The sequence below is a fragment of the Acinetobacter sp. V104_13 genome (assembly GCF_031798995.1).
Lineage (GTDB): Bacteria > Pseudomonadota > Gammaproteobacteria > Pseudomonadales > Moraxellaceae > Acinetobacter > Acinetobacter pittii.
The window spans coordinates 86,036-106,650 of record NZ_JAVQNP010000020.1; the positions used below are offsets into that span (position 1 = coordinate 86,036).

The 20,615-nt window shown below is 38.2% G+C and carries 17 protein-coding genes; 12 read left to right on the forward strand and 5 right to left on the reverse strand.

Annotated features, from left to right (window positions below):
• Positions 1 to 182 precede the first annotated feature (182 nt).
• The 3 genes from RMB06_RS05135 to RMB06_RS05145 all read left to right on the forward strand — a co-directional run bounded on the left by RMB06_RS05135 (position 183) and on the right by RMB06_RS05145 (position 5,426).
• A complete protein-coding gene (locus RMB06_RS05135) occupies positions 183 to 1,577 on the forward strand; it encodes an L-cystine transporter (RefSeq protein WP_017480601.1) in 1,395 nt (464 codons plus the stop codon).
• A gap of 148 nt (positions 1,578 to 1,725) precedes the next feature.
• The gene (locus RMB06_RS05140; protein WP_069123813.1) at positions 1,726 to 2,541 is read left to right on the forward strand and encodes a PhzF family phenazine biosynthesis protein; all 816 of its coding nucleotides are present in this window, start codon (positions 1,726 to 1,728) and stop codon (positions 2,539 to 2,541) included.
• A 122-nt stretch (positions 2,542 to 2,663) separates the two neighbouring features.
• Positions 2,664 to 5,426 (forward strand): pitrilysin family protein, encoded by a 2,763-nt coding sequence (locus tag RMB06_RS05145; protein ID WP_108011376.1) that lies wholly within the window; start codon positions 2,664 to 2,666, stop codon positions 5,424 to 5,426.
• 61 nt (positions 5,427 to 5,487) lie between these two features.
• Here the strand turns inward: RMB06_RS05145 and RMB06_RS05150 are convergent, their stop codons facing one another.
• On the reverse strand, positions 5,488 to 5,871 hold the full coding sequence (locus tag RMB06_RS05150; RefSeq protein ID WP_002118682.1) for a DUF3144 domain-containing protein: 384 nt from the start codon (positions 5,869 to 5,871) through the stop codon (positions 5,488 to 5,490).
• Positions 5,872 to 5,978: 107 nt separating this feature from the next.
• On the opposite strand from RMB06_RS05150, the gene RMB06_RS05155 reads away from it, so the two are divergent.
• Positions 5,979 to 6,611 carry a hypothetical protein gene (locus tag RMB06_RS05155; protein WP_311078647.1) on the forward strand — a complete coding sequence of 211 codons (633 nt, stop codon included), beginning with the start codon at positions 5,979 to 5,981 and terminating at the stop codon, positions 6,609 to 6,611.
• A gap of 35 nt (positions 6,612 to 6,646) precedes the next feature.
• On the opposite strand, the gene RMB06_RS05160 is transcribed toward RMB06_RS05155, so the two are convergent.
• Positions 6,647 to 8,110, reverse strand: coding sequence for a CHAD domain-containing protein (locus RMB06_RS05160; protein ID WP_404976472.1), 1,464 nt, complete (start codon positions 8,108 to 8,110; stop codon positions 6,647 to 6,649).
• Between the two features lie 165 nt (positions 8,111 to 8,275).
• Here RMB06_RS05160 and RMB06_RS05175 point away from each other — a divergent pair, with 165 nt between their 5' ends.
• From RMB06_RS05175 to rapA, 6 genes are all read left to right on the forward strand, one after another.
• Entirely contained in the window at positions 8,276 to 8,659 is a 384-nt protein-coding gene (locus RMB06_RS05175) for a DUF962 domain-containing protein (RefSeq protein WP_075383512.1), read from the forward strand.
• 115 nt (positions 8,660 to 8,774) lie between these two features.
• Positions 8,775 to 9,386, forward strand: coding sequence for a thiamine phosphate synthase (gene thiE, locus RMB06_RS05180; protein ID WP_238516504.1), 612 nt, complete (start codon positions 8,775 to 8,777; stop codon positions 9,384 to 9,386).
• Positions 9,387 to 9,428: 42 nt separating this feature from the next.
• Positions 9,429 to 10,727 (forward strand): glutamate-1-semialdehyde 2,1-aminomutase, encoded by a 1,299-nt coding sequence (hemL, locus tag RMB06_RS05185; RefSeq protein ID WP_016146072.1) that lies wholly within the window; start codon positions 9,429 to 9,431, stop codon positions 10,725 to 10,727.
• 62 nt (positions 10,728 to 10,789) lie between these two features.
• Complete coding sequence (locus RMB06_RS05190; protein ID WP_202745123.1) at positions 10,790 to 11,494, forward strand: acyl carrier protein; 705 nt, start codon at positions 10,790 to 10,792, stop codon at positions 11,492 to 11,494.
• Positions 11,495 to 11,626: 132 nt separating this feature from the next.
• Positions 11,627 to 12,265 (forward strand): RluA family pseudouridine synthase, encoded by a 639-nt coding sequence (locus tag RMB06_RS05195; RefSeq protein ID WP_005307342.1) that lies wholly within the window; start codon positions 11,627 to 11,629, stop codon positions 12,263 to 12,265.
• A gap of 144 nt (positions 12,266 to 12,409) precedes the next feature.
• Positions 12,410 to 15,247 (forward strand): RNA polymerase-associated protein RapA, encoded by a 2,838-nt coding sequence (gene rapA, locus RMB06_RS05200; protein ID WP_262728259.1) that lies wholly within the window; start codon positions 12,410 to 12,412, stop codon positions 15,245 to 15,247.
• Positions 15,248 to 15,304: 57 nt separating this feature from the next.
• Here the strand turns inward: rapA and RMB06_RS05205 are convergent, their stop codons facing one another.
• Both RMB06_RS05205 and fabR read right to left on the reverse strand, forming a co-directional pair.
• Positions 15,305 to 16,321, reverse strand: coding sequence for an AI-2E family transporter (locus RMB06_RS05205; RefSeq protein WP_005067939.1), 1,017 nt, complete (start codon positions 16,319 to 16,321; stop codon positions 15,305 to 15,307).
• 166 nt (positions 16,322 to 16,487) lie between these two features.
• A complete protein-coding gene (fabR, locus tag RMB06_RS05210) occupies positions 16,488 to 17,183 on the reverse strand; it encodes an HTH-type transcriptional repressor FabR (RefSeq protein ID WP_311078651.1) in 696 nt (231 codons plus the stop codon).
• 140 nt (positions 17,184 to 17,323) lie between these two features.
• Between fabR and RMB06_RS05215 the strand changes: the two genes are divergently transcribed.
• Positions 17,324 to 18,394: a ferredoxin reductase gene (locus RMB06_RS05215; RefSeq protein WP_311078652.1), complete on the forward strand. Its 1,071-nt coding sequence runs from the start codon at positions 17,324 to 17,326 to the stop codon at positions 18,392 to 18,394.
• Positions 18,395 to 18,406: 12 nt separating this feature from the next.
• A complete protein-coding gene (locus tag RMB06_RS05220) occupies positions 18,407 to 19,501 on the forward strand; it encodes an acyl-CoA desaturase (protein ID WP_002118415.1) in 1,095 nt (364 codons plus the stop codon).
• Between the two features lie 49 nt (positions 19,502 to 19,550).
• Here the strand turns inward: RMB06_RS05220 and RMB06_RS05225 are convergent, their stop codons facing one another.
• Positions 19,551 to 20,252, reverse strand: coding sequence for an SIMPL domain-containing protein (locus tag RMB06_RS05225; RefSeq protein ID WP_262460595.1), 702 nt, complete (start codon positions 20,250 to 20,252; stop codon positions 19,551 to 19,553).
• Positions 20,253 to 20,615: the final 363 nt, after the last annotated feature.

Genomic DNA, 20,615 nt, shown 5'->3' on the forward strand with positions numbered 1-20,615 from the left:
ATCCAACTTAATTTATAAATTAAAAGTGATATATATGTATGAAAAAGTCATTTTAAATTCTCACAGAGGTTTGTAATCATCTTGATGCTATAAAATTGTGGAAAAGGGTAGTTTATATAGGCTGGCTATGGTCAAATATGCCCCCTTGAAAGATGACACAAGCAATAATTTGGAGTTTGGGAATGAATATACCCTTAATCATCAATATTGTGGTTTTTGTCGGGTTAATATTTTTACTCGCCCAAACACGTAAAACAGACTGGAGCTTATCGAAAAAAGTTCTGGCTGGCTTAGTTCTAGGTGTAGTGTTTGGTTTAGGACTACATTTGATTTATGGCGGTGGCCATCCGATTCTTGCTGAATCTATTAGCTGGTTTAATATCGTTGGAAACGGCTATGTAAAACTTTTACAAATGGTCGTGATGCCTTTGGTATTTGTGTCTATTTTGGGAGCGGTGGCAAAATTACACCAAGCATCTTCTTTAGGCAAAATCAGTTTTTATACGATCGGTACTTTACTCTTTACAACGCTGATTGCTGCACTGGTAGGGGTATTTGTTACAAACCTGTTTGGCTTAACTGCAAAAGGTTTGGTGCAAGGTGCTGCTGAAACTGCACGCTTAACTGCGATTAATACAGACTATGTAGGCAAAGTTACCGATTTAAGTGTGCCGCAGTTTATTCTTTCCTTTATTCCAAGTAACCCATTTGCTGAATTGACTGGTGCAAACCCAACATCAATTATTAGTGTAGTTATTTTCGCCGTCTTTTTAGGTATAGCAGCGCTTAACCTAATGAAGGACGACGCAGAAAAAGGTCAACGTATTCTGACTGCGATTCAGACGTTGCAGTCATGGGTAATGAAGCTTGTGCGCTTAGTGATGACACTTACGCCGTATGGTGTTTTTGCCCTCATGACCAAAGTCGTGGCAAGTTCAAACGTCGCAGATATTTTAAATCTAGGCGGTTTCTTGGTTGCATCTTATTTAGGCTTGGCGATTATGTTTGTCGTACATGCCATTATTTTGACTATGACGGGTGTTTCTCCTCTTAAATTCTTTAAGAAAGTTGCTCCAGTTTTAACGTTTGCATTCACTAGCCGTTCAAGTGCAGCAAGTATTCCACTGAGCATTGAAACACAAACTCGTCGTTTAGGTGTGCCTGAATCAATTGCAAGTTTCTCTGCTTCTTTTGGTGCCACTATTGGTCAAAATGGGTGTGCGGGTTTGTACCCTGCAATGTTGGCAGTGATGGTTGCACCTACCATGGGTATTAACACCTTAGACCCAATGTGGATTGCATCGTTAGTCGGTATTGTGACCTTAAGTTCAATTGGGGTTGCAGGAGTAGGTGGTGGTGCGACTTTTGCTGCGTTGATTGTGCTTCCTGCAATGGGTTTACCTGTAACGTTGGTTGCACTTCTTATTTCAATCGAGCCACTCATTGATATGGGGCGTACTGCATTAAACGTAAATGGTTCAATGACTGCTGGTGTTGTTACGAGCCAATTGATGGGTCAGACTGATAAAGAAATATTAAACAATGAAGATGAAATTGAGTTAACTCAACATCATTAAGAATGAGTATTAAACGGCTCTCCACTCTGGATGAGCCGTTTTTTTATATGTATAAATTGCTACTGTGATGTTAATTTTAAAAAAACTGTATCTGTTTTTCTTTTAAATAATTTTCGAAAATAGGCCTATTACAAAAGAGAGCACTATCATGAAAATGTATCAAGTCGATGCTTTTACAAAAGAGTTATTTCGTGGAAATCCAGCCGCTGTCGTTGTTGAAAAAGAGTGGTTAGATGTAGATTTAATGCAGAAGATAGCACTTGAAAATAATTTGTCTGAAACTGCTTTTGTAAAAATTATAGACTCTGAAAACTATGAAATCCGTTGGTTCACGCCAACGGTTGAAGTTGATTTCTGTGGGCATGCCACGCTTGCCAGCGCTTTCGTATTATTTAAAGATTTTACCGACAAAAAGACCATTAATTTCCATGTTCGAAACTTAGGTCTTTTTGTAGTTCACCAAGATGAAGACGGTAAAATCAGAATGGATTTTCCAATTCGCAAAGCTCATCAAGTTGAAGATTATCCAGCTATTTTACGTCAAGCTTTAACAAAACCTTTTAAAGCAGTTTATCAAAATGTTCAAGCCTACATTGTTGAGTATGAATCAGTGCAGGACGTATTAGATGAGCAGCCTGACATGAACTTACTTAAAGCCTTAGGTAAACGGACTGCGATTACTACTGCAGGGATGGATGTTGCAATCACCTCAAAAGCCGATCAACAATATGATTGTGTATCGCGTTATTTTGCACCTGTCGCGGGCATTGAAGAAGATCCAGTTACGGGTTCAATTCATACAGCAATAGCGCCATTATGGGCAGAGAAACTTGCTAAAAATAATATTATTGCTTATCAGGCTTCTAGCCGTGGAGGCGTTTTGTATTGCAATGTTCTGAATCAGGAGCGTATTGAAGTTTCAGGGTATGGGAAGCTTTATATGCAAGCTGAAATTTTTCCTTAAAATATAAGGCCGTTTAAATAAACGGCTTTTTTTTCAAAACTTTACTATGAAAGTTAGTTCAAATTTCCTACTATAGTCCCACAACTATTGATTTTTTATTATTCAAATTAATTGGTATTTATATGTTTATGCAGTTTAAACAACTGACACTCTCCCTATGTATTCTTGGTTTAAGTGCTGCGTCTTGGGCACAAACTACACTAGTAAAAAGTAAGCAAAATATTGAGGAATATAAATTAGATAATGGTTTTCGGATTGTGCTTGCACCGAATGACAAAGAAAATAAAATCTTTATTAATACCATTTATTTAACAGGCTCATTAAATGACCCGCAAGGTAAAAGTGGCTTAGCTCATTTGCTTGAGCACTTGGCTTTTAAGGGGACACAAAATGTTAAAGGGGAAGAATTCCAGCGTCGTTTAGATCAATATACATTGATGACAAACGCTAGTACCGATTATTACTCGACCAAATATACCAATATCGTTCGTCCAGAAAAAACTGCGCTTGATCAGGTGCTGTATCTTGAATCTGAGCGTATGGATAAATTAGTTCTTCAAGAAAAGTTTGTTCCTTCTGAAATTGAAATCGTAAAACGCGAACGTGAAGTCCGTATGGATCAGCCTTTTGCTGTGCTGATGGATCAAATGTGGAAGTCAGCTTATGGTAACCAATATTTAGGTCGTTTACCGATTGGCGATTTACCTGAGCTTAAATCGATTAAAATGCCTGAATTAAACCAGTTCTATCGTAGCTGGTATGCACCTAATAATGCAGTCATGGTGATTTCAGGTAAGTTCGATAAGACAGATGTCTTAAAAACAATAGATCAATATTTTAGCCCAATCGCGGCAAGAGCTGTTCCTAAGCCTGTACAGATTCCTGTGCTCGACTCTACAAAAATAAAAAATCGTCAGTTTATGGTGAAAAAGGGGAGCGATCTCGCTAAATTCCATATCTATATGAATGGTAAAAATACCAAAATTCAGCCCACGCTCGCTTTAGCGCCTTTGTTATATACAATGCAGCCAAGTGGTCATTTATATCAGAACATGGTTGAAACAGGTATTACCACAAATGTTGATGCGAGTACTTGGCTAGATCAAGATTTTAATGTGGTGTTTCTTGGTGCCATTTATTCACCTAGTAATGACCCAAAAAAAGTTGAAAGCTCTTTGTTAGCGGGCATTGAAAAAGGGAAGCCTTTTACTGAGGTTGAATTAAATCGTGTTAAAAGTTTAATGAAAACTCAAGGTGACTTAATCACTAAAGATGCGGTAGCACTTGGGTCACGGTTAAGTGATTACACCGTCGCTGGCGGGCAATGGGATCAATATTTTAAAGATTTGGATTCAGTAGAAAAAGTTAAGCTAGATGAAGTGAATCAAACTTTAAAGCAGTTCCTTGTGGCTGAGCATCGTATTGATGGCGATATTTTGCCAACCCCCGAAGACCAGAAAAAAGCTCAACAGCAAAATTCAAAAGAGTCGCCTAAAACTCTAGATCAGGTGGAAGCAAAGGCTGAGCCTTTAAAAGATCCGAAAGTATATCAACAAGAAGTTGCTGAGTTTTTAAAAACTTCAAAGCAATATGTTGAAAGCAATGAGAAAAAGATTATCCGTGGAAAACTAAAAAATGGAATGAAGTATGCTTTATTCCCAGTTGAAACACGCGATGATCGTACTTATGCAACGATTACGATGGACTTCGGAACAGAAAAATCTTTATTTAATAAAGGTACAGTAGTTGATCTAACCTCATACTTATTGCTCCGTGGTTCTGATAAATACAGTTTGCAAGATATTGCCGATAAATCAATTGATGCAGGCGGCGCGGCTTATGCAAGTGCTGACGGCAATGGCATGACCATTAATATTCAGTCTAAATCAGAAAAATTTGATGAGTTTTTCAAGTTTGTTCTTGATGTGATGAAAAATCCGAAATTTGAACAATCTCAATTTGATTTAATTAAATCGCAAAGCTTATCAAGCCTAGATCGTCCTTATACCGAGCCAGATGTGGTGGCGGGTTTAACACTTTCACGTTTACTTGAAGAATATCAACCAGGTGATTTGCGTTATCACTTCGAACCTGAATTGGCAAAACAGCAGTTGAAAAACGCAACTCAAGAGCAAGTGAAAGAGTTATATGAGCGTTTCTTTGCAATGAACCATGCTCAAATTGCCATTACAGGCGAATTTGATGCGAAAAAGATGCAGAAATTACTGAATCAGGAATTTGGTCGTTGGAACGGTAAGCAGCCATATCAAAAAATCTTGATTGATCACGTAGATTTTCCAGCACAACAAGTTCATGTTCTTTCTGAGCAGCGTGAATTTGGTAGCTACCAAAGTGTGCTTTCAATTCCAGTTGGGAAAAACCATCCAGATGCATCTGCTCTCATTTTAATGAACTATATTTTAGGTGAGTCTCAAATTTCATCACGTTTGGCTCAAGAGCTTCGTGAGAAAAATGCGCTAGTCTATGGTTTTGGAAGTGGGCTGCAACTTGATCGTGACACGAATGTAGGAGCTTTGAGTATTAGTGCAAATTATACTTCGGGTCGCTCAGCACAAGTGTCTGCATCAATACACAAAGTGTTAAATGACTTGGTTAAAAATGGGGTAACTGAGCAAGAGCTTGAAGCTGCTAAAGCAGATATCATGAAGAAACGAGTTACGGCATTAGAAGATGAGCGTAATATTCATGGCATGTTAAATCTACAGCTTGAAACAAACAAAACATTGCAAGACCGAATTCGTCATGATCAAGAGTTAACTAAATTGACTGTTGCTGACGTTAACAGAGTAATTAAGAAGTATATTAAACCTGAACATTTGGTCGAAGTGATGGCTGATCAATATGGTCAGGCCGCAAAGAAATAAAGTCTTCTCGCAAATAAAAAGCCACTCAAATGTGGCTTTTTATTTGGGTCTTTAAATCATATTAATGATCATGTTTGTGCGCGTGAAAATCTTCATTTTTACGGAAACGTAAATAATTTTCGAATTGTTCACAATATTCATCGAAGTTATCTTCAAGCATCATCTGAAATTGCTGAAGAAGATAAGACATGACCTGATCTTTCGCATCACGCATTTCATTACCATCTTTAAAGTTATTTGCTGCTACCCATGTATTGAAGCGGGCAGTAGCAAATAACATTGCAGCACTCACTTGACCACGTAGCTCAGCTGGATCAACTTTTTTATCTTTTGGCGGGCGACAAAAATCATTAGCTTGTTTAATAAATTCATCCGCACGCTCAAAGAAAACCGCATTTAACGCTTCTTCTTCAGTAATATCTGTTGCATTAATCTTTTGAGACATGACTTATTCCCGCAAAAATAGAGCTGCTTATTATAGGCAAACGCTTGCGGAAACAAAACCTTTGACTTAGTCTGTAAATAGCCTAAGTATTGGTAGGAGAGACTAATATGCAAGATGCAATTGCTATTCAAAGTTTAAAGACAGATATTGCTTTATTACGCCAGCATGTTTTCCCACCCCAATATTTAGAGCATGTTGAAGGATTGCCGATTTATTATGGCTTGCAAGAAGAAGTCGAAAATTATTACCAACAATGGCAGGGGTTAATTGAAAGAGCACAAGAGCTTTTTCAGCCATTTATGGAAGATAAATTACCAGATGCGATTCATTTGCCAAGCCATTTAAATTTACCGCTATTCTTTTTTCACGTAGACCGAATTCGGATTAATAAAACACGTGCAAAAGAATCTAAAACTTTTCGCGGTGTTGCGAGTCTTATTGAAAAATGCGGGCAGTTTGAAACAGACCAAATTTTTACCATGCAAGAATGGTTGCAAAGTGATGATACCGCGGCTTTGGTTGCTCACCGTGAATTCATCGATTTAAGAACCTATGTGTTTCAACATGGGCAAAGCGAATATACACGTTCACGGTTTTATACCAATGGGATTGTGCTAGGGGTTGAGCCGCATTTTAAACTGGTCGATGCTCGTGATAAGCCAAGAAAGCAACGCAGCGATAGCTATAGTGATCCCTTAGCAGATAACGGCGTATGGAAAGTATTTGGTAAATACCGATAAAAAGTCGCTGCTTGTTTACAGCGACTTTTTATAAATTACCAGAAAGTTTCAGCCTGACTAAAAGTTTGTAAAGCTTTTGCTGAGCGCTTTTGTAATTGTGGCTGTTTGGCTTTGACCCAGCCTAGAGCAAACCAGAAAGATGGATCTTGTGCCACCACATTGTTAAAAATACCTTCTGCAATAAACAAATCGTTATATTGACCTAGAGTATTTTGCACAGGTTGTAGCTGTTTTAAATATTGCTGTACTTTTTTATTTGGATAAAGACTCGAAATAAACTCAACACAATAACGTAACTGCTTAGCTTGCTTTCTTATTTTGTGTTGTGCAGTCACTTCAAGCTCAGAGAAGTGTTCAGCATTACTAATCACTTTATGATGTAACTTATCTAAACTCTTTTTAATGTGTTTTTTTAATCCACCTGTTTTGCTGTCTGAATCTTCTTCTGAATAAGCAAATGTTAATAAATCGAGTAACAGCTTAATCGTGTCCGCAGAGGTAAAGATGGTTGAGAGTTCTTTTAAGGGTTGAACTGAAACGGGTAGTAAAAGTTCAGGTGAACCGTGTTGTTGAATAATAGGTAACACCTCGGTGCGAATAGCATCTTCATCACGAGTGTCTCCAAGCTTACGGAAAAGCTCGGCAATTTGTTCTTCCCAAACAGGATTTAGCTCGCTTGACCAACTTGCAAAATGCTTAAGGGCACTACGTAAACGACGTAAGCTTACACGTGCCTGATGGATATGCTCAGCTTCAGCAACCCCATCGGCAATGACAGCCATATTTGGTAAGAATTGCCCTAAACAGTTTTCGACAATCTTTTTTAGAGCCTGTTCAGCAGTAATATCTTTATTTAATGTCAGACTTTTAGCATGAACAGCAGGTGAGGCGGCTTGTCCTAATGCTAATAAATTGCCACGTTCGGCTTTGCTTCTTACATCAAGCCAAAGTGCGTAACGATTAATCCATTGCTGCGCAAACTGAATGAGCGTTTTCACAGCCCCTTGTTTGAGTTCAAATTCGACTTCACAAATTACACTTTGTGCATCCGCTGTTTTTACGACCCCATCATCTAAGCAAACTTCAATCGCTGTATTATCTGCTTCAAACACATGATAGGTGCGCTGTACATCAGTCTCAAACTGCAAACTTAGTTTTTCAGCTTGCGTTCCTAAGGCCGCATTAATTAAATCAGTTACCACTTTATTATCTTGATATAACTCAAGGTTTAAGACAGGTTCTTGATCACAAACGCCTAAATGAGTTTCTTCTTCAACACGGTGGAGATGGCTTTGACCTGCGGCTTTAAATGTTTGTACCCATTGATCATCTTCTTTACGTAAACGTAAGGCCATGCCATTTTTTGCAAGTAATCGATCAGGAGTGTCGTAATACTTTGCCTGTAAGTGAATGTTCTTTGCTTTGTGTTTTTTTAAGTATTGCTGGACAGTTTTTTTCTTCGATTCAGGTAACTGAAACTTTAGTTCGACTTCGACCATAATATATCTCCCTGAATCAGGTATTTAGACTATCTTGAATAAGTATAATAGCTTAGCGTTAAAAATAATGGTTTTGATAGAGAAAGTTACAATCAAACATATGACGCTACACTTTTATTTAGGTGTACAATCAGGTGACGTTTTGATCAAATAAAAATCAGGAAGATGATCGTGAATGCACCAATAAACTTTAGCCATGAAGCTCAGCCAGAGTTTGAATTGCCGATTAAAAACTATCAGGAATTTTATCGTTTTTATTTAACTGAACACCGTAACATTATGAGCAGACGCTTACACGTGGTGGGCAGTAGCATTGGTCTATACTTTTTTTCAAAAGCAGTCCGTAAGAAGCAAGCCAAATATGTACTGTATGGTTTGGTAGCGGGTTATGCAAATGCTTGGGTTGGGCATTTTGTGTTTGAAAAAAATAAGCCTGCCAGTTTTAAACAGCCTTTCTATAGCTTTATTTCTGATTGGCGAATGTTGTCTGACGTTGCGACTGGTCGATTAAGTTTGATTGACCGTAAGCATGACAAAATACCAAGTTAATTTTACTTTCTATTCTAAATATACCGATTGGTACTGGTAAGCCTATATCAATCGGTACTTATGATGTCCTATAAATCCGTTATACTAGCGAAGTTTTTTAAAGCGAGAGTAGAGTATGCGCGGTTTATACCTCATTACCAACGATGACCCAATCCAACTATTATTAGAAAAACTAGATGCCGCACTCGCAACTCGTCAGGTCGCAATTTTACAGTACCGCCGTAAGAAAATAGACAAAGCAGACCAACCCGCAGAAGTCGAACAAATCAAATTATTGTGTGAAAAATATCAGGTTCCTTTTGTCATTAATGATGACTTAAAACTTGCCGCTCAGTTTGGTTTAGGTGTGCATTTAGGTCAAAATGACGGTGAAATTACCGATGCAAAATCGCAATTACCAGAAGGCGTCATTATTGGTCGTACTTGCCTGAACTCATTAGAACTTGCGCAAAAAGCAATTGCAGATGGCGCGACTTATATTGCATTTGGTGCAGTCTATGCGACCTCTACAAAACCTGAAGCAGGTAATGTGGGGATCGAAGTGATTAAGCAAGCAGCAGCCCAATATGATTTACCAATTTGTGCGATTGGTGGTTTAACTGTTGAAAACTCAAAACCTGTGATTGAGGCTGGGGCTGACCTCTGTGCAGTCATTAGTGATATATTAGGCCGATCAACTGCTGAAATTCCTGCCCGTGTACAGGAGTGGGCACAATTATTTTCTTAAGCTTTCAAAATTATTTTTTAGATATTTAAGACGAGCATTTCCATGAGTTTATCTCCAAAGCAAGAACAGTTATTTAAACAAGCCAGCAAACACATTCCAGGTGGTGTGAACTCTCCGGTACGTGCCTTTAATGGCGTTGGAGGAACACCTGTTTTCATCGAGAAAGCTAAAGGTGCGTATTTGTGGGATGTCGATGGCAAGCGTTATGTTGACTATGTTGGTTCTTGGGGACCAATGATTTTAGGTCATGCTCATCCAGAGATTATTAAGGCTGTACAAACAGCAGCAGAAGATGGCTTAAGTTTTGGTGCACCAACCGTACACGAAACAACACTGGCAGATATTATCTGTGAAATCATGCCATCCATTGAATTGGTGCGTATGACTAACTCGGGTACAGAAGCGACCATGACCGCTATTCGTTTAGCGCGTGGTTATACTGGCCGTGACAAAATCGTGAAGTTTGAAGGTTGTTACCACGGCCACTCAGACTCACTTTTAGTAAAAGCAGGTTCGGGCTTACTTACTTTAGGTGAGGGTGAACCGACTTCGAAAGGTGTTCCTGTTGATTTTGCTAAACACACTTTAACACTACCTTACAACGATATTGCAGCATTAAAAGAATGCTTTGCTAAGTTCGGCCATGAAATTGCGGGTGTTATTATTGAACCAGTCGCGGGCAACATGAATATGGTGAAACCAATTGACGGTTTCTTACAAGCCATTCGTGATATTTGTGATGAATATAAATCTGTATTCATTATTGATGAAGTGATGACAGGCTTCCGTGTTGCTTTAGGCGGTGCGCAATCAGTTTATAACGTTAAACCTGATTTAACGACTTTAGGTAAAATTATTGGTGCAGGTCTGCCTGTTGGTGCATTTGGTGGTAAGCGTGAAATCATGGAATGCATCGCACCTTTAGGCGGTGTATACCAAGCAGGTACATTATCTGGTAATCCACTTGCTATGCGTGCTGGTATTGAAATGTTTAAACATTTACGCCAACCTGACTTTTACAGCAAATTATCTGCTCAACTTGAAAAGTTACTTGCAGGCTTACAAGCTGCAGCTGATGAAGCGGGTATTCCATTTAAGACTCAGCAAGCTGGCGCAATGTTCGGACTTTACTTTACCGACCAAGAAGACATTACAAGCTTTGACTCTATGTTGGCATGTGATATTGAAGCTTTCAAAAAGTTCTTCCATGGTATGTTAAAACGTGGCGTAAACTTGGCACCTTCAGCATTTGAAGCAGGCTTTATTTCATCTGCACACTCTGATGAAGATATAGAATTTACGATTCAGGCTGCAAAAGAAACATTCGCCGAAATGAAGTAAGCAAAAAAGCCCGTATTAAACGGGCTTTTTAATTTGAGCTATTTTTATATTTATAGAGAACAATGTTTTATCCCTTACCTCGAAAAATCCAGTTAGCCGCAAGTACTTCAAATTGGTCAATTGAGTCAGCGCAAAGTATTTTGCTCATGGTTGGGCTCAATGAGCTTAAACTACGACCAGATTGGTCTGAGCAACCATTGGCGAACCATTTGGAATTGTTGAGTAAGCGCGCTCAATCACTCGAAATTCCAATTATTTTTATTGATACATCTCAGCTTCAACAAACGATGTTGGAGCTTGGTCAGCGTTTGTCATCAAATACTAAAGCTCAAGTTATGATGGCAGGTGATTTATCTCCTCTGTTTAAACAAGTCATGCAGCTTGTTTTATCGATTACAGATCAGGTCAGTGTTGTAAATGATGCGATCTTGGCGGCTAATCTAGAGCAGCATATCCAATGGATTGAAAAGATCAGTTTTGACCATATAAAACATTTAAATACGTACAGCTTAATACGTTTATGGTCTTTAAGTGCATCTTCCTCCTATATCTTGTCAGATAAAGGAATTTTATTGGCAATTGCTGAACAGGTGGGGCGACATCCTATGGAGATCCATCCTGAAATTGATTTAAGAAATTACGGTCTAGATCAGCCTGCTGTGAATTATCTAGTCGATCTATGGCGTGCAAATGGTGCGAGCTTAAGCGTTGAAGAGATAATGCAAACACCGACATTGCAACATATTATGCAGTTATTGAAGCCTTAACTGACTATAGACCTCAAGTGATCCATAATATTTGCAAATTCTGCTGTTAATTTACCCGAACGGCATTGTAATTCGGACGTAAGCTTTTTATTATTGCCCGCTTGTTTTTCATCTTACCTTGGGAATACAACTTTGAGTGATTTTCTAAGTGAACATCTGATCTATCGTGATGATGATTTTATGGTGATTCATAAACCTTCGGACATCTTGAGTGTTCCTGGTAAAGGTGATTTACATGATAGCGTTTTGACAAGGTTGGTTGCGATTGAACCTAAAACTTTGCTCATTCATCGACTAGACCGAGATACTTCAGGTATTTTAGTATTTGGTTTATCGAAGCGCGGTCAAAGTGCGATTGCACGTCAATTTCAAGATCGTCAGACTTCAAAAATATATGAAGCGCTTGTCGCAGGTCATTTAGAGGGTGAGGGGACTGTAGATATTCCTGTCATCTATGACCCAAGCCGACCGCCTTTACATATTGTCGACGCTTCTCACAACAAGCCTGCTTTAACACATTGGCAGGCCATAGAACATTTTCAGATTCAGGGACAGCCTGTAACTCGTGTGAAATTAACACCAATTACGGGTCGATCTCATCAACTCCGTGTACACATGCAATATCTTGGGCATCCAATTGTAGGTGACACGCTGTATGCAACACCGGAGCAGCAACTTGTTCCGCGTTTATGTTTGCATGCCAAACAGTTAAGTTTTAATCATCCTGTCACAGCAGAAACATTAACTTTTGACTGTCCTGTACCGTTTTAATGTAAAAATTTTAATGCGTGATTTTTTGTAGCAAAGCGATTTAATTGGTTTTTGCTTCAAAATTTTGCTTTAAAGACTACATAAAAAGATGCAAAAATAAGCTAATTTGCATCGTACAATATGTAGTGCGAACTTGAGAGAAAGGTGGAAAAATTGCAGCAGTATGCTATTGGTCAACGTTGGCTATCAGACACAGAAACTGAGCTCGGTTTAGGTGTTCTTATTGATGTAGATGAAAGATCTGTCAGCATTTTATTCCCCAAAAGTGATGAGACACGTGTATATGCACGTAACAATGCTCCACTATCTCGTATCATCTTCAATACGAATGATGAAGTTCAAGATCAAGAAGGCCAGAAGTGGATCGTTGAGTCTGTTGAAGATCGTCACGGCGTTTTGCGTTACAACGTTGTTCGTACTTTAGAAAATGGCGGGCAAGAGCGTAAAGCACTCAATGAAACACGTATTGGTGCGCAAATTCAATTATCTAAACCTTTAGACCGTTTGCTTGCAAGTCAAGTTGACTATAAAGAGTGGTATGACCTGCGTATTGAAGCGATGTTGATGCAAGCACAAATGCAGACCAGTCCTCTACGTGGGATGGTCGGTGCACGTGTTGGCCTGATTCCTCATCAGCTTTATATCGCACATGAAGTTGGTAAACGTTTTGCTCCTCGTGTTTTACTTGCCGATGAAGTTGGTTTAGGTAAAACAATTGAAGCTGGTTTAATTATCCACCAACAGCTTAAAACTGGTCGTTCAGAACGTATTCTGATTTTAGTCCCTGATTCTCTTCAGTATCAGTGGATGATTGAAATGCGTCGCCGTTTTAACTTGCAATTCTCTCTGTTTGATTTAACGCGTACCGCATCTATTAAAGAACATGATCCAGAGCTTAACCCGTTCTTGACTGAGCAATGCATTATTGCCAGCGTTGACTTAATGGTTGACCATGATGATTTGCGTGAGCAAGCCATAGAAGCTGGTTTTGATTTGCTCGTCGTCGATGAAGCACATCATTTGATGTGGAGCGAAGAAGAAGGCGGTAATGATCGCTACGATTTAATTGAAGAGCTCGCTGAAAATACAGCAGGGGTACTATTACTCACTGCAACACCTGAACAATTAGGTGTAGAAAGTCATTTCGCACGTTTACGTTTACTTGATCCACAGCGTTTTAGTAGTTTAGAGCGCTTCTTAGATGAAGAGACTCAATATCAGCAGACTGCAAAAATTGCTGAAGTGCTGATGTCGGATCAAGCTTTAACCCCAGAGCATTTATCTGCTTTAGAAGGCTTATTAGGCCACAGTATTGAAGACCAGCCTGACCAACGCTTTAGAGCAATTCACGAATTATTAGACCGTCATGGTACTGGACGTATTTTATTCCGTAATACACGTGAAGCTATTCAGGGCTTCCCAGGGCGTGATTGTCAGCCAGCACCATTACCAGCACCAGAAGATTGGTCAAAAGATGGCAAACTGCGTGAGCAGATGTGGCCTGAAGAAGCACAAATTGATGGTTCATGGATGCAAAATGATCCGCGTGTGCCATGGTTAATGGAAATTTTACGCAAAGATCTTAAGCATAAAAAAGTGCTTTTAATTGCGCGTAGCGGACCAGTGGTTGAGTCTTTAGAAAATGTATTGCGTTTGCATGCAGGTATTCGTACTGCAATGTTCCATGAAGGCATGAGCTTACTTGAACGTGACCAAGCTGCTGCTTATTTTGCTGAAGAAAGCTATGGCGCGCAGATTTTACTGTGTTCAGAAATTGGTTCGGAAGGCCGTAATTTCCAATTCGCCAGTGATCTAATTTTATTTGATCTACCAGCTAACCCAGATGTTTTAGAGCAACGTATTGGGCGTCTAGACCGTATTGGGCAAGAAAACCGTATCCAAATTCATGTGCCATACCTTGTAGGAACAGCTCAAGAGCGTATGTTCCGTTGGTATAACGAAGCACTAAATATTTTCAGCAATATTTCTCCAACAGCACAAACGCTGCAAGAGAATTTTATTGTTGAATTAAAAGACTGTTTACTTGCAGACCAAGGTCAAACATTTGAAGATTTGCTTGAAGAGGTCAATGTTCAACGTCAAGCCTTAGAAGCTGAACTTCAAGCTGGCCGAGATCGTTTACTTGAATATAATTCATGTCGTCCTATTGTGGCACAAGAAATTGTTCAAGCTCTTGAAGACTATGATGACAATACCACGCTACCAATGTTTGTGAAGCGTTTCATGTCATCAACCAATATCGATTTTGATGAGCAAAGTAATGGTACGGTGATTATTAAACCGACCGATCAAATGCAAGTGCAAGGTTTGGCTTTAGACGAAGAAGGTATGACAGCAACTTTCTATCGCGATCAAGCTCAGCTTCGTGAAGATGCTCAATATTTAACTTTAGAGCATCCATTCATTGAAAGTGTTATGGAAATGATCCGTACGCAATCATTTGGTAGTACCAATGTTGCTGTACTCAAATCCAACGCTTTAAAGCAGGGCTCAGTATTAATTGAAGTCTGGTTTAAAGTGGATGTTGTTGCTCCGAAGTCACTGAACTTGCCATCAAGTTTACCGAAACAGCTCATTCGCGTGTTGTTAAGTGAAAATGGTCAGGATTTATCTGAAAAGATTGATCCAACAATTTTAAAACCTTATTTACATCACTTAGATGGTAATAGCTGTCGTCAGGTGGTTAAAGCTCGTCGTGATATCATTGAGCAGCGCTATAAACAAGCGTTAGAAATTGCGAAAGTTGATTTACCGCAGCTTCAGCAACAAGCAAAAGAACATTATGGCAATAAATGGCAATATGAAATTGACCGTTTAACTTATCTCAAACAGTTCAACCCAAGTATTCGTCAAGACGAAATTGAACGTTTACAAAAGCTGCAAAAAGAAGGCTTGAGCTTACTTGATGGTTTAACTGTTACACCAGAAGCAATTCAAGTGTTAGTTGTGGTTAAGCCGTAACTTACCCAAAATAAAAAAAGCGCCGAGAGGGCGCTTTTTTTATACATCGATTTTGAGTTAGATAAGACCAGCGTCTTTTAATTCTAGTTTTAAATAAGCATAAAAAATTGGAGCTGCGATTAAACCGCCTAAGCCAAAAATTGACTCAAATACTAGCATTGCTAATAAAATCTCCCATGCATTTGCATTGATTTTATGCCCAATAATTTTAGCATTAATAAAATATTCAAGTTTATGAACCAAAACGAGATAAAGTAATGCTGCTCCTGCTAGTCCTAGGGAAATGGTAAGAGCTGCAATAAACGTTAAAGTGTTTGAAAGTAGGTTCCCCAAAATTGGAATGAGACCAAACATAAAGGTCAAAATAGTTAATGTTTTGGCAAAAGGAAGGTGAACTCCCCAAAGCGGCAACAAAATAAAGGCGAATAAAATAAAGAGCAGGGTGTTAATCGCTGAAATTTTTATTTGGGCAAAAACAACATTTTTAAATGAAATTGATAATTTTTGAATACGCTGGATAAGCAGTGACTTAAAAACAGGCTGAGGCGTACGGCGATGAAAACCATGTATTGCCACCAAAATACCAATAATTAATCCCATGACCATAGTCACGAAGTTATGCAAAATATCGGAACTGGTGTTTTTTAGAGTAGTCACGTTATCTTTCATAAATGCAAAGATTTCGTCTTTTAGATCTGTCACGCTATCAGGAATATAACCTGGAAGATATTTTGTGATCTCTGCTTGCAAATGAAGTAAGGTTTGATCAACCTTGCTATTAATACTATGTAATCCGACACCTTTTAGATCGTATACAACGAAACTAATTAGACTCGTTATGAAAAACCCAATAAGTGAAATGGTGACAATACTGAGTAAAATACTAATAAAAATACGGGCTCTTTGGCCGTCAATATAACGTTCTACAACTGAACTTAAGCTAATAATAATTTCATAAATGAGAAAGCCTGCAAAAAAACTTGCTAATAAATGTAATGGGATAACCGAAAGCAAAAAGATGCCCATAAGAATGTAGCTTGCAATCAGACTTTGACGATTATTCAAATTTTGCATGTTGATCCCTGAGATCGTTGGGAATATAGGAGAAAGAGCAAACGGAATGATTATTTATACTCTGGCAAGCTATTCGCTTCAATCAGTGAATTATATTTTTATTGGAAAATAGGGGAGTTAGATATAAAAATGGCCTGTTCATCAACAAGCCATTTATTAGATCATTTTAGCGAATTTTTGCTTCATCTAAATGACGTGCGCCTTCTAAAATCATCCGAATCATAATCATGGTTTGTTCAGCAACTTCTGCACGTTGATTGATCGGTAAATCAATCACTTTAGCACCCATGTGAAACACAAGTTGAGTAATTGCTTTTGCAACAAGGTCTGGGTGATACAGGTGATTGTTATTTAACCGTTCAAGACGAATTAAATCTTCTTGTAGCTCTTGCTGAAAAAAGTTGAGCTGGCGGTCTACGGCAGCCTTATAAGAAGCAGAACCTGTAAAACTTTCACGTAGTAATAAACTTAAATTACCTTCATCGGCATCGAGTTGTTGAAGGAAAATATCGACAGAACTACGAATAATACTTTCTTGTAAAGAAGCACGTAGGCGAGCCTGACGGATAATTTTACGTAAAACGATACCTGCGCGGTCAATTAGAGAAATTGCTAATTCATCAATATCTTTAAAATGTCGATAGAAACTATTTGGCGCAATTCCTGCTTCTCGAGCTACTTCTCGTAAACTCAATGAAGCAATACTTTTTTGCGGACCAATAAGGTTTAAAGCGGCCTGAAAAAGTTCTTCTTTAGTAATTGTCGCTTTTCTTCCAACAGAACGCGTAGCTGTTTTAATTTCAATGACATCTTGTTGTTGAGGTGTGTCATTCAGGTTCTGAGAAAGTGAAGATTGGATCATGCTGTTCAATATATTTGTAAACTCTCAGGATTATAGCCTTAGAAGCTGAACTTGTGAAATTGTAATTAAAAGTACGGGTGTATATACAAATATATATACATGTGTATAATAATTAAAAAAGAGCGACAGAGCCTTCAATTATGCAAGCAATCGAAAAGAGAAATTCTCTATTCAATTCATTGACACAAGCCATCTTTGATAAAGAAATGGCTAATTTCTGGCTACAAAAAGTTAATCCTTTATGGTCTGTAAAGCACGGACTTGTTCAAATTGTAAAAAAAGAATTTGTCGCTCATGACATGGTGAGCCTGACGCTAAAATGCAACCGCTTAGTAAAAATGGGCGTTGCAGGCCAGCATCATCCTGTGATTGTAGAAATTGCTGGTCGTCGCTATGAACGTACTTATAGTTTGACGCAAATTGATGCTCAGCACTTATGTTTAACAGTTAAAAAAGTTGCTGATGGTATCGTGAGTAATTGGTTTATTTCTGAAAGCAAAATCGGTGATGTTTTTGAGCTTGGTCAACCTTATGGTGACATGCAACAAAACATCAAAACACCGAATTTAATTATGTTGGCTGCGGGTAGTGGTATTACCCCAATGTTGAGCTTGATTACTGCGATTAAACAAAGCCAGCAGTTAGATAAAGTTCAGGTGCAACTTTTATATTGGGTGAAACAACGTTCAGATGCAGCTTTTGTTGAATACTTTGAAAAAGTTGCGCAGCAATATCCGAACTTTAATTATCAGGTTTTCTATACAAAAGAAACCCCAAATGATGAACGTTTAAATGCAGAGCATTTAGCTTTAGTTGATGATGTAGAAAACAGCACAATTTATGCGTGTGGACCTTCTGGTTTTGTGGCGACTGTTGAGCAACTTTTTGAAAAAGCTCCAGCCGTTTTAACAGAAGCATTTAGCTTAACAAATGAAAGCTCTGCTGATGATATTGGTTATGTGAATGTCACATTAACCCAGTCTAATAAGGTAATTGCAATTCCTAAAGGCCAGTCAATTCTGGTTAGCCTTGAACATGAAGGTCTTAAACCAACTCATGGTTGCCGTATGGGAATTTGTAATAAATGTGTTTGTAATAAATCACAAGGTTCAACACGTAATTTACTTAACGGTAGTGAAAACACTGAACCAAGCCAATTACTCAAAATTTGTGTGAACTCAGCAAAATCCGATCTAGTTATTGATCTTTAAGAGAGAACTCTTATGAATATGCCAGTGAAAGTCGAATATTTTAAAAATCCTAAAAATCGAGATTTGACTCCAGCAGAACTTGATGCATTTGCAAAAGAGCTCGATCAGATCAAGCAAGAGGTATTGGATGATTTGGGTGAGAAAGATGCTAAATATATCCGCCGTGTTTATGCTGCGATTCGTTATAGTAGCTTTTTAGGTCGTGCATGTTTGTTTGCAGGCTGGTTCCCACCAGCGTGGATTTTAGGAACAGGCCTATTAGGCTTCTCTAAAATTATGGAAAACATGGAACTCGGTCATAACGTAATGCACGGTCAATATGACTGGATGAACGATCCTAAATTTAATGGTCAAACTTACGAGTGGGATACTGTCGGTACTTCTGATAACTGGCGCCAAACTCATAACTATAAACATCACACCTATACCAACATTAAAGGTATTGATGATGACATCGGTTACGGTTTACTTCGTTTATTCCCAGAGCAACGCTGGAAGCCGGGTTTCTTACTTCAACCTGTTTATAGCATCCCATTCTGTTTATTGTTCCAATGGGGCGTAGCTATTCAGAATCTTGAAATTGGACGTGTCCTTTATAAACGTAAGAGCATGGCAAAATTCTTGGAAGAGTTAAAACCTGTTAATAAAAAGATTGGAAAACAACTTTTTAAAGACTATGTTTTCTTCCCTTTAATTGCAGGTCCAGCAGCTTTACCTGTATTCACTGGTAATTTGGTTGCAAATGGTCTTCGTAATATCTGGACGTTTACGATTATTTTCTGTGGTCACTTCACAAAAGATGCAGAAGTATTTCCAAAGTCTGTTTTACAAGAAGAAAGCCGTGGTCACTGGTATATGCGCCAGATTCGTGGTTCTTCTAATTTGAAAGGTTCAGAAGCATTACATATTTTAAGCGGACATTTGAGCCATCAGATTGAGCACCATTTATTCCCTGATATCCCAGCGCGCCGTTATCGCCAAATGGCTCCAAAAGTTGAAGCTGTATGTAAAAAATATGGTCTAAATTATAACAACGCGAGTCTGGCTAAACAGTTTGGACAGGTGGTAGGCCGTATCTTTAAATATGCTTTACCTTTTAAAAAATAAGTCAAAAAAAGCCCTGATGAGTTCAGGGCTTTTTTTTTAGAGAAACAAATTATTTAAACTGAATTGAACCGTTTGCATTCACAGTAATTTTAGACTCACCAGCTGCCATGTCTTGAGCTGGTGCAGCTTCGGCCATAGCATATTTAGCCATGCTGGCACGCATTACAGGTTGAGGGAAATAGTTATTCGTGTTCAAGTTTAGAGTGACCAAAGTATATTGGTTTTTATTCCAAGCTTGGGTCAACATTTGAGCACGTTGTTGGAAGTTTTTAGAGGCTTCTACCATCAACTCATTTTCAACTTTTTTACGTTGCTCATCAGAAACCGTAAAGTTAATTGATTGAGTTTGGAAGTTTTGCTGTAACTCGTTTACTAACTGGCTAGCGGCTTTAAAGTCTTTACTTTCAAGACGGATTTCAGCACGGCCACGCCATTCTTTTAACTTATTGCTATCGTTATCGTAAATTGGGTAAGTACTTTGAGCACCAGTTTCCACTTTTACTTGAGGATATTTGCGAGAAACGCTAAGCGCTTGATTCATCAATTGATTAATTTGGTTTGAAAGCTCGGCTGGTTGTTTGTTACTTTTTTCAATATATAAAGTTGCATGCATTTCATCGTTTGAAACTTGGCGAGAAGCTTCCGCTTGTACATTTACAATATTGTAGTTCAAAGCATTGTCATCCTGAGCAAAAACTAAAGGGCTAAGGAGAGAACCTAAAAGAAGGGTGGATACGGCTAAAGTACGCATAAATTTTTCCTTTAAAAATTAATATAAATTTAATTTTTTTCATTAGGAAATGTTAAACATAACTTATGCATAACTTTTGCAGATTTTGTGGCGTATTTGTAATATTCAGATCAGGTTTTTTTAAATTTTGGTAAATATAAAGTCTTTAAAAATTAGAAACTTAAAATTAAAGTGTTTCAATGTAACTTAAAAAATCAAAGTAATATAAAAAAAGAATATTTTCTTTAGGTTGTCACATAGTATGATGATAATTCATCATAACTATTGGGATGATACATTTTTTCAATAAGATTAGATGAGTAAAGTACATAAAAGACGTTTTTTTTCTTGTAAAATTAGGTATCATCGCGCTCCTAGTTACAA